This is a genomic window from Massilia niastensis DSM 21313, assembly GCF_000382345.1.
Lineage (GTDB): Bacteria > Pseudomonadota > Gammaproteobacteria > Burkholderiales > Burkholderiaceae_D > Telluria > Telluria niastensis.
On sequence record NZ_KB908182.1, the window covers coordinates 1 to 8,383 of the forward strand.

Annotated in this window: 6 protein-coding genes; 1 reads left to right on the plus strand and 5 read right to left on the minus strand. The window is 58.2% G+C overall.

The annotated features are described in order from the left end of the window. The 5 genes from H162_RS32335 to H162_RS0129135 form a co-directional block, all read right to left on the minus strand. Positions 1–215, minus strand: a 215-nt coding sequence (locus tag H162_RS32335) for a transposase (RefSeq protein ID WP_503826196.1), incomplete at its 3' end; no start/stop codon positions are given. A gap of 25 nt (positions 216–240) precedes the next feature. Then, on the minus strand, positions 241–1,239 hold the full coding sequence (locus H162_RS34600) for a DUF6708 domain-containing protein (protein WP_156885871.1): 999 nt from the start codon (positions 1,237–1,239) through the stop codon (positions 241–243). A 9-nt stretch (positions 1,240–1,248) separates the two neighbouring features. Continuing rightward, entirely contained in the window at positions 1,249–3,738 is a 2,490-nt protein-coding gene (locus H162_RS34605) for a T6SS effector BTH_I2691 family protein (RefSeq protein ID WP_307188096.1), read from the minus strand. Continuing rightward, entirely contained in the window at positions 3,716–4,624 is a 909-nt protein-coding gene (locus H162_RS0129130) for a DUF4123 domain-containing protein (RefSeq protein WP_156885873.1), read from the minus strand. The genes H162_RS34605 and H162_RS0129130 overlap by 23 nt, the downstream gene beginning before the upstream one ends. 12 nt (positions 4,625–4,636) lie before the next feature. Next, positions 4,637–7,456, minus strand: a complete 2,820-nt coding sequence (locus tag H162_RS0129135; protein WP_020657005.1) for a type VI secretion system Vgr family protein — start codon at positions 7,454–7,456, stop codon at positions 4,637–4,639. A gap of 699 nt (positions 7,457–8,155) precedes the next feature. Between H162_RS0129135 and H162_RS32340 the strand changes: the two genes are divergently transcribed. Further along, the coding region (locus tag H162_RS32340; RefSeq protein ID WP_169444510.1) for a transposase at positions 8,156–8,383 on the plus strand (228 nt) is incomplete at its 3' end.

Consider the following 8,383-nt stretch of genomic DNA (forward strand, 5'->3'; position numbering starts at 1 on the left):
AAACCAAAGCATTGCTGTGCAATGTACATTCGCAGCATGCGCTCCAGTCCAACTGGCGGACGGCCCCGCCCATCACCCTTCGGATAGTGCGGCAGCAGCGCGGCGACCAATGTCGCCCACGGCGTCACGGCCTCGATCTCGGCGAGAAAGCGGTCGCGTCGTGTCTGCTTCTTCTTCTGGGCGAACTCGGCGTCGGAAAAGGTCGATTGCTTCATCAGGTACATGCCAACATTGGATGCGCTATTGTGCCAGCTGAGCTCGCTGCCGTGGAGTGGCGCCGATTAAATCAGTGCTTCCATAAGGGTCGCCGGGATCTATCACACAGCTGGCTTCAACTTCTTCTGGCCACTGTGGCACTTTACTCGTGCGCATGGCAATCAAGCGGAACAGGCTCACTACCAGGCAGAACGGAAACAATATCCAGTAAAGTATGAACGGAGCGCCAGCGATATTGGCAAAGACACGCTCCACGCTTACCCGCGGGCTTTCTCGGCACTTATCCACCGGCATGCAAAATTGTACCTGGCTCGATACGGCTTGGGGACCGTCTTCCATGTAGCGACGGATGAATTCCCAATGTGCGCGGACAAAGTCTTGATCTGAAAAATGCACTGCGCCGACAGCAGTATCTTGGGGATTCAACATGCCTACATAACTCAGGGCAAATGTTTCCTGAGTCGTTAAATTATCGGCCTCGAGAACATGTCCACGCACTTCCCACTCATCCCATTGCGGCATGTGCCCGAGCGTAAAAAAGATCTTTTCCCACGACGTAGACAGCACGGTTCCATCGGTTCGGAACACATGTACCATGCGCGTCTTCCGGTTAAAACGGATTGGATAATGGGTATAAGCGAATGATTCTTTACGCAAGAGCCATAGTGCCGCCCAATTGATACCGGCTACAACACACACCATGCCAATGCCATTAGCAAGTAAAACTGATTTATCGAGCGGCGATGACCCGAAACCCATTGCCTCCACGATCCACATTATGCCGCCCCAACCCATGGTTGGCGTAAACATCAGGAAAATTATTACAGCAAACGCAGTAATAAGACCCTTCCACCCAAACCACTTATCCACTGTTTCTAAATAGGTGGAATTCATTTTAATAACGCTTAATTGATAATGTGGCTCCACATTCAAGCGTAGGCGCTGTTCAAGATGCCGCCCTCGCTCTTGCTCAGAGAGCACACGACCAGCCCTGTATTTTGCAATCAGACCCAGGAAATCCATGATCACCTTTCAGTTTAATGCTTGCTTTAGCTGAGTCTGTTCGATCACCATATTTGGATAGCGCTGCGCCGACAATTTTCCCCATGGGCATCGCTCTAGCCAATCCTGCACTGGATTGTCTTTGACAAATTCAATGCAGATACCAATGCCGATCAAAAGAATTACCAAGATACCAATAACAGGAATAGTTGCCACCCCAAGAAACGCTGCACTAGCCGCTAAATTAACTAGTGCAGCTGTCAAACCAATGCCAACAATTGCGGACGCTCCATAGAGCCATGCTAAGCCAGGTTGACTTTCGGACATTGCTTCTCGAATCTTTAACGCATCAAGGCCAGCTACTAATATGCCGGCGAATATACCTCCAGCTCTACCGGAGATCCTTAGAAAGCTTGCAGTGTTTAGAGCGACGCCCTGGCCAAAACGCATTCCCAACTCGGCACGTGCTGCCAGAGCATTGCCGACCACCTCGGATAGAGTTCCAGCCAAGGCTGCGACCCCCGCATAACGGCGGCTGGTTGCATCGAGCTTTTCGTTCGCAAGACTTTTCTTTTCGTCTGCGATCAATTTCGTCAATGAAACCGTTTGCAGGATTCCAGCCACAATGCCGCAGCCAAGATTTTGGTTAATTACACTGCGCCAGCGCCCCAGGTTGAGCGCATCGATTGCTTCAACTGTTCTTGTACTCTGAACGAGCTGAGCGACATGTTGTTCTTCGCTAAGATTGCTCGCTATTCTTGCGATAGCATCTTTATCAGCGAGCAGCGCCCAACGCCTTTTCGTTGTGCCCTCCAGGGAAACTCCCTTTATCTCCAGCCGTCGGAGCTCAGCGGCGACGGCCTTTTTCATCTTCTTTTCGCCGAGCGGTTGCCCGCTGATTCGAATGAGTTCTTTAACCACGTAAGATTGGAATTGTCGCTTACTGCCAGTAATCTCCAAAACGACGACTGGATGGCCTGAGATCAAACCTGTCGCCATCACCGCCGCTCGAATTTTCACGTTACCCTCTAGGACTTTGTCGAACATGCGCGCTAGCGGGCCGCCTAATTGGGCAATCAAACGGGCAGCAGTATCGGCTGCATCTTGCGTGTACCGCTCTACTGAATTTGTGTAAACGGCAAACAGGCTATCCCATGAAATCTGACGCCAATTAATACTCGCAGTGGTTGCCTCATTAATCGACTTGGCAACCACCGACTGATTGAACACCATGGCTCGCAACAAAAGGTTCTTAGTATCGGAGATATCCCCGTCCAGCCATTCTTCGTATAACTTTGCACAGCACTGCTTGTCTTGAGTTGCAGTTAGACACCGCGTCACCACGGCCGTATACACCAGGCCGGCCTCCATGTGAGATCGATCGAAATTGCTCTCGAAATACTCAATCAAAGCCCGACTCTTCATCCATGCGACATGGGCTAGTGCGAGCGGAGCAATATGTTCGGCATCGAAGGCTTTAAAATTCTGATTGAATGGCCCAAGCCAAGCCTGCCGCTCCTCGTCTTCGAATTTTTCGTTATATTTCTCCCAAGCGTTCTTTCTCACACGCTCCAGTTGCGTCGGTGTTATTTTACGAATATCTTCTGTCTGCGCACGGATTGATTTAAAAAGCCCATGACCGATCGGGTTTGCGGCAACTTGCTGGTCAGCGAGGTGATCCGCTGCGGCAATTTCGCCAAGTTCGGCCTGCTTGCACACTGCTTCCTTGATCTGGTCGATCGCTACACTCGCTGCAAGTCTTCGCTGGTCTCCAGGATTCTTGGCAATGAAGGATTCGACCATTCCTTTCATCAAGCAAGCGAGTTCCTGGGCGATGCCCGCGGGATCCGGTACCGTGACGATGACGCCTTTGCCGGGTCGCATGGCATCGCACGCGTGTATGAGACGCTCTGCCTGGCCGTGCCGCGTCTCGTACTGAAACGGGCTGTGAACAAACGCTGTGTTGGCTTGTGCAGGCACCATTGCATACTCGGCCACCATGCCAGCAACGCCTGCAATCGGTCTATACCGTGCCGATTGCCCTTTCAGCACCGCCTGTACATCGATCTCCACCATGTGACGCTGTCGGCAGGGCCGATCTTCATGCGCTTTCCGCACCGCGTCAGTCCACAACACATCGCTGAAACCTATCCATACCGTCGATGCGTTCGTTGGATCGGACACGGTGATGCAGCTTGCGACGGCGCGATGCGACGTGTCCGGACAGTTGAACGGCTTCGAGGGAATCGCCGGCGCGAGCCCTGGAGTTTGCAACAACTTGAAAAAGTAGCCGTCCAGCGTCACGAAGTAGGTTTCCCAACGCTTTCTGGCTTCGTCAAACACATTGAGATAGCCGCTACGCAGCAAGCGTTTGGTGTAATGCGCTGTCTTTGGTGGCAGTTCGATCGACAAACCCGACGCCAATGGCGCACCGGCGCCGGCGGGTACGAGCGCATCGCGTACCAGTAACAAGGGGAGACCACGCTTGTGACAGAACTCACATTGTTTCGGTGGCGTCATGGCAGGCGTTCCTGATGGCGTTATCGGGCTGGCGCAGTGCGCTCCAGACCTGTTCTTCGATCAAGGCAAAGCGGTCGGACAGGCTCGATTCCTCGCCTGCCATCGTGTCTGGCCTGATGGCCCGCGCAACGACGGGATGCGCATCAAACATGGCGTTCGTCATCAGCCCGCGAACAGCAAACTCGACCAGATCCGCCTGCTCTACCAGGCCATGCTTTGCCCTGGCCCGTTCGATGAGTTGTTCGGCCAATTCGCCCTGGCTTGCCAGCGCTGCGGCCGTTTGTACGCCGGCGCCGTGCAGCACACGATTGACGATGCCGATCGTTTCGATCCGAGACCAGTCCCATTTCGCCGGGCCCACATGGGGCGGAACCGCCGTGTGCCCGACATCGCGCGGTTCCAGCGGGTGATCGCTGTCGCGAAGCACGGTCACCCACTCTCCGCCAACCCAGTAGGTGACGCTCTCCGAGCGGCCGAACCAGTACCGCCGCTGCCTCGTCGTGAGTACGCGTAACAGCTGGTGTAGAACACGCGGATCATGCAGGCGCAGCCAGCTATGGCACTTCGGCTCGGGAGACGCCAGCTGCATCGAATTCCAGTAGCGTGCAAACTCTGGCGCGCCCACAGGTGTCCGCACCAGCAGGCTTACCGGAGGCCACTGTGCGTTGAGACAGGCATCGCGCACGCACTTCGACAGGATGGATAGGTGATCGTCGCGGGTACTCCTCAGATCGATCAATTTCGGCATCAGGTGGGCGCTGGACGCCAGGCGCCGCGGCACCAGCGGCACGGCATGCATGCCGTCGGGAAGGTGCTCCACCATCGCGGCATCGACAAGCGCAAAAGCATGTTCCCGAATAATTTGCTGGGCAAGATGTTCGTTCATGACCAATCCCGATCAGGACAACGGGACCATGCTGTCACCTGTCCCAGCCGCACCAGCCGCCCGCAGTTCGCACAGCTTCAACTCACCGACCTTCGGAGAGTCCGCTTCCCTGGTGGCGCTCTTGGGTCCGGCCAACTCCTTGCTGCTCGCCTTGAACTCCACCGTTCCCGGCCCATGCATCTCGATGTTGCCTCCTGCAAGCCTGATGCAGGCCCCCTGTGCGGTCAGCAGCAGATGCTTGTTCGGCGCGGCGATTGTCACGGACTTGGCGACACTTGCAAGCGTGATCGCCTTGTCCGCAACGAACTGGGTCGGGCCGGACTGGCTTTGGCAACTCACTTTCCCACTGGCCGCGTGCAGCTTCACGCCTGCTTCCTGGTTCGGCTTGTCCTTGTTGCCAGCTTTGCCGTAGGTGAACAGGCTGATACCGCCGACCACGGCGGTCGCTACGCTGCCCTGCACGGCGATATTGATGTCCTGCCCGGCACTGAGACTGCCAGTACTTCCACTCACCAGCATGGCGTCGCCGACTGTCGCTGCGGCGATGCCCCCGGGAGCGGATAGCTGCAACAGTGGCTCGTCGTATGCTGCCGCCTTGCCTGCACCTCCGGCGCCCTGCCTGGCCTGGCGGCCGTCTGTACCCTGGAGGACCTCGATGGTATGTGCTGCCTGCTCCAGTGCCGGCAGCTTCGCGGGTCCAGGCTCCCCCTTGATCAGCGCCTTGTGCTCGTGCGCCCGGGTGGCCGATTCCAGTTGCAACTGGTGACTTTGTTCGATCTGGGCCAGGGCTTCGCGTGAATCGAGCTGCTGATCACTGCCTGCGCGTCCGGTCGCCGACAGCAGCATGCCCTGCGCTGCGCGCAGTACGGTTCCCTGCGCGGACTTCAGCTCGGCGCCCAGGCCGACCGCTGCAAGGCGCTGGTTGTCGCTTTGGTGCCGCAGGTGTCCAAGGTTCAGTTCGGCCGCTCCATCGTGCGCTTTCCGGTGCAGCTGCAGCGCGGTCCGTGATTCACCGGGACTGTCATCGAACACCAACTGGCCATATGCACCGCCCCCGGCCTGGCTGTCCGACAGGGCCTGGGTCTTGATCCCCGACAGCACGGCCGGATGTCCGTGTGCGCCGCTCGCGCCTGGGAACCATGCCGGCGCATTCCCGGTCGCCGCACCCGCTCCGTGGTTGACCCGGTTATGCTGCGCGTCGGCGTGCCCCCGGCCGTTGTACAGGCTTGCGATCACCACTGGCCGATCGATATCGCCCTCCAGGAAGTCGATCAAGACTTCCTGTCCGACGCGCGGGATGAAGGCCGTCCCCCAGCCGTCGCCAGCCATGGGAGTGGCGACGCGCACCCAGGTGCCTGCGGTCTCGTTACCCGGAGCACCGGTTTGGCCCGCGGACGCAGGATGATCGAGACGGCTGTGGCTCGCGGCGCCGCGCTGCCAGTGGAACTGGACCTTGATGCGATGGTCACGATCCGTATGGGTGGGCGCACCCGACGGCCCGACAACGATGGCGGTTTGCTGGCCGTGCACGTGCGGACGCGGGTGCAGCAAGCGTCCGCTGCCGTCCACTCGGCTGCTGCGATAGGGAACACTGGCGAGGATGAGGTCGGCGCGATTGCGGTAGAGCGGGCGTGCGTCAGGGGCAAGGCCGGGACCGGACAAGCTGCGGTCGGCGGCAAGGGTCGCCGCAATGACGCCCTTGCCCAAGGACTTCGTGACGTCGTCCAGCATCTCTGCGCTGAGATTGTTGTGCATCAGGTGCACCGCGCGCACGGTGAGGAAGGTGCGCGCGTCGTCGTTGCCGGCCCGGTCAAGCAAGGCATGTCCGCGCAAGCTAAATGTCGCGCCCGGCGCCAGCGTGCGCACGGTTCCTGCGCACACGTGCACATGGCGCTGCGCCTGGCTCGCCTGCAGCCTATGATTGGCCGCACGCTGGCCCTGCTGGCGCTCCGCGTAAGCGTAGACACCCGGCGTGTCGCGGCTGGTCAGCTGGATGCTCTCACCGTCGCCACTGGCTGCGCTTGCATGGCGGCTGCGCGCGATCCGGTAATCCCAACTGCCCAGCTCGACCGCATTCGGCACCAGGCGCGACTCGGTACGCCAGCGGTCGATGCTGTCCGCCTTCATGACGGCCCCCGGCTGCGTAAATGCGACTTCAGCCTGGATGCCCGGCCTGAAAGCGCCATTGTGGTCAGCGACCACCATCGTATGGCTACCCAGCGAGCGGCTACCCGGATCGCCGCTATGTTCGAAGAAGTAAAACAGACCCTCTTCGCACATCAAACGTTCGGCGAAGGCCAAGTCGCTTTCCCGGTACTGCGTGGTCAGGCTGCGCTTCGGATAGACGCTTCGATCGGCGATATCGAAACGCCATGCCGGCATCAACCCACCTTGCCGCAGATAGGGGCGGAACACCGACTCCATGATGTCAAGGACATCCATGTCCTGGAAAATGCGACTGTCACTACCGAGGGCAAGAAATCTGCTCCAAGGCTCGATGGTGAGTAGGTAGCGCGCAAACCCGCCATTCGCACCGCTCATGTCTGCCGCCGTAATGTAACCGTGGAAGGAGCGCATCGCGTCCCTGCCAAGGGCGGTAAGGAGTTGCAGCAGGGCCGGTTGGCCGATCAGCGATCTCAGCGGGATATGGGCGTCTGTCGACAGTGCTTCGATCTTGAATGCATACGCCCGGCTGATTCCCTCCTCGCCACGCACGCATTCGACCAACAGGTTTGCGCCGAGTGGCGTCGTCAACCTGAGCAGCCGTGTTTCCTGGGTAAAGCGGGAGAACGACGCCAGCATGCTGGACGCATGCTCGTCGGCGGCTGCCATTCGTGACATAGATCCTCCGGTAATCGCATGCCGCACATGACAAGTCGGCCCCGCTCCTCGTGCATGTGCGCAATGTAACTCAGCAATTACATTCGAAATTCGGAGTCGTGCTCTTGAGAAAGCTCACGCCCTATGACGCCTGTCCATAAACGGCTTGTGCATGGAAGAGCCTGCCACTCTTGCCGTAGCATATTCTTACAAAATCGGTTTTGAATCCTGCGTGCACACGGCGCTAGAATGAATCGTCGTCCCTTTGGGAGGCTGCCATGACATCGCAGTTCAAAGGCGCGGCGAAACGCCTTGTTATTTCGCTTTTGCTGGCTTGCGGCCTTGGAGGCTGCGCAGTCTACGGGCCGCCTTACGCCACGTACGACTCCTCATACCCTTACGCTTATGGCCAGCCGGCCTACGTGTATCCACCAGTCTCGCTGGACCTGGGATTCACCTATTTCGACCACGGCCCGCGTTACCACGGCGGGCACCGTTGGGGCCATCACCACGGCGGCCATCATGGTTGGCGCGGACATCACCGAGGACACGGCGGCGGACACCATCGAGGTTTTGGGCGCGGCCGACGCTGATCCAATCTATTTCAGGATGGGTCACGGAAAAGAAAAAAGGCTCCCGTCGGGAGCCTTCAGACTGCTGACAAAGTCAAAAGCCCTCGCCAACGGCGGGGGCTTTTGATTTAATGTCATCATGCTCAAGACACCTTCTCCCTTCCAGCACGAGCTGGAGATGGTCACGCTGGAACAGCTGGTACCGCAAGACCATTTGCTGCGTCTGATCGACCGCCACATCAAGTTCGATTTCATCCGGGAACAGACCGCGCATTTGTACTGCGCCGATAATGGTCGCCCAGCACTGGACCCTGTGACGCTGTTCAAGATGCTGTTCATCGGCTACCTGTTTGGCATTCGTTCGGAG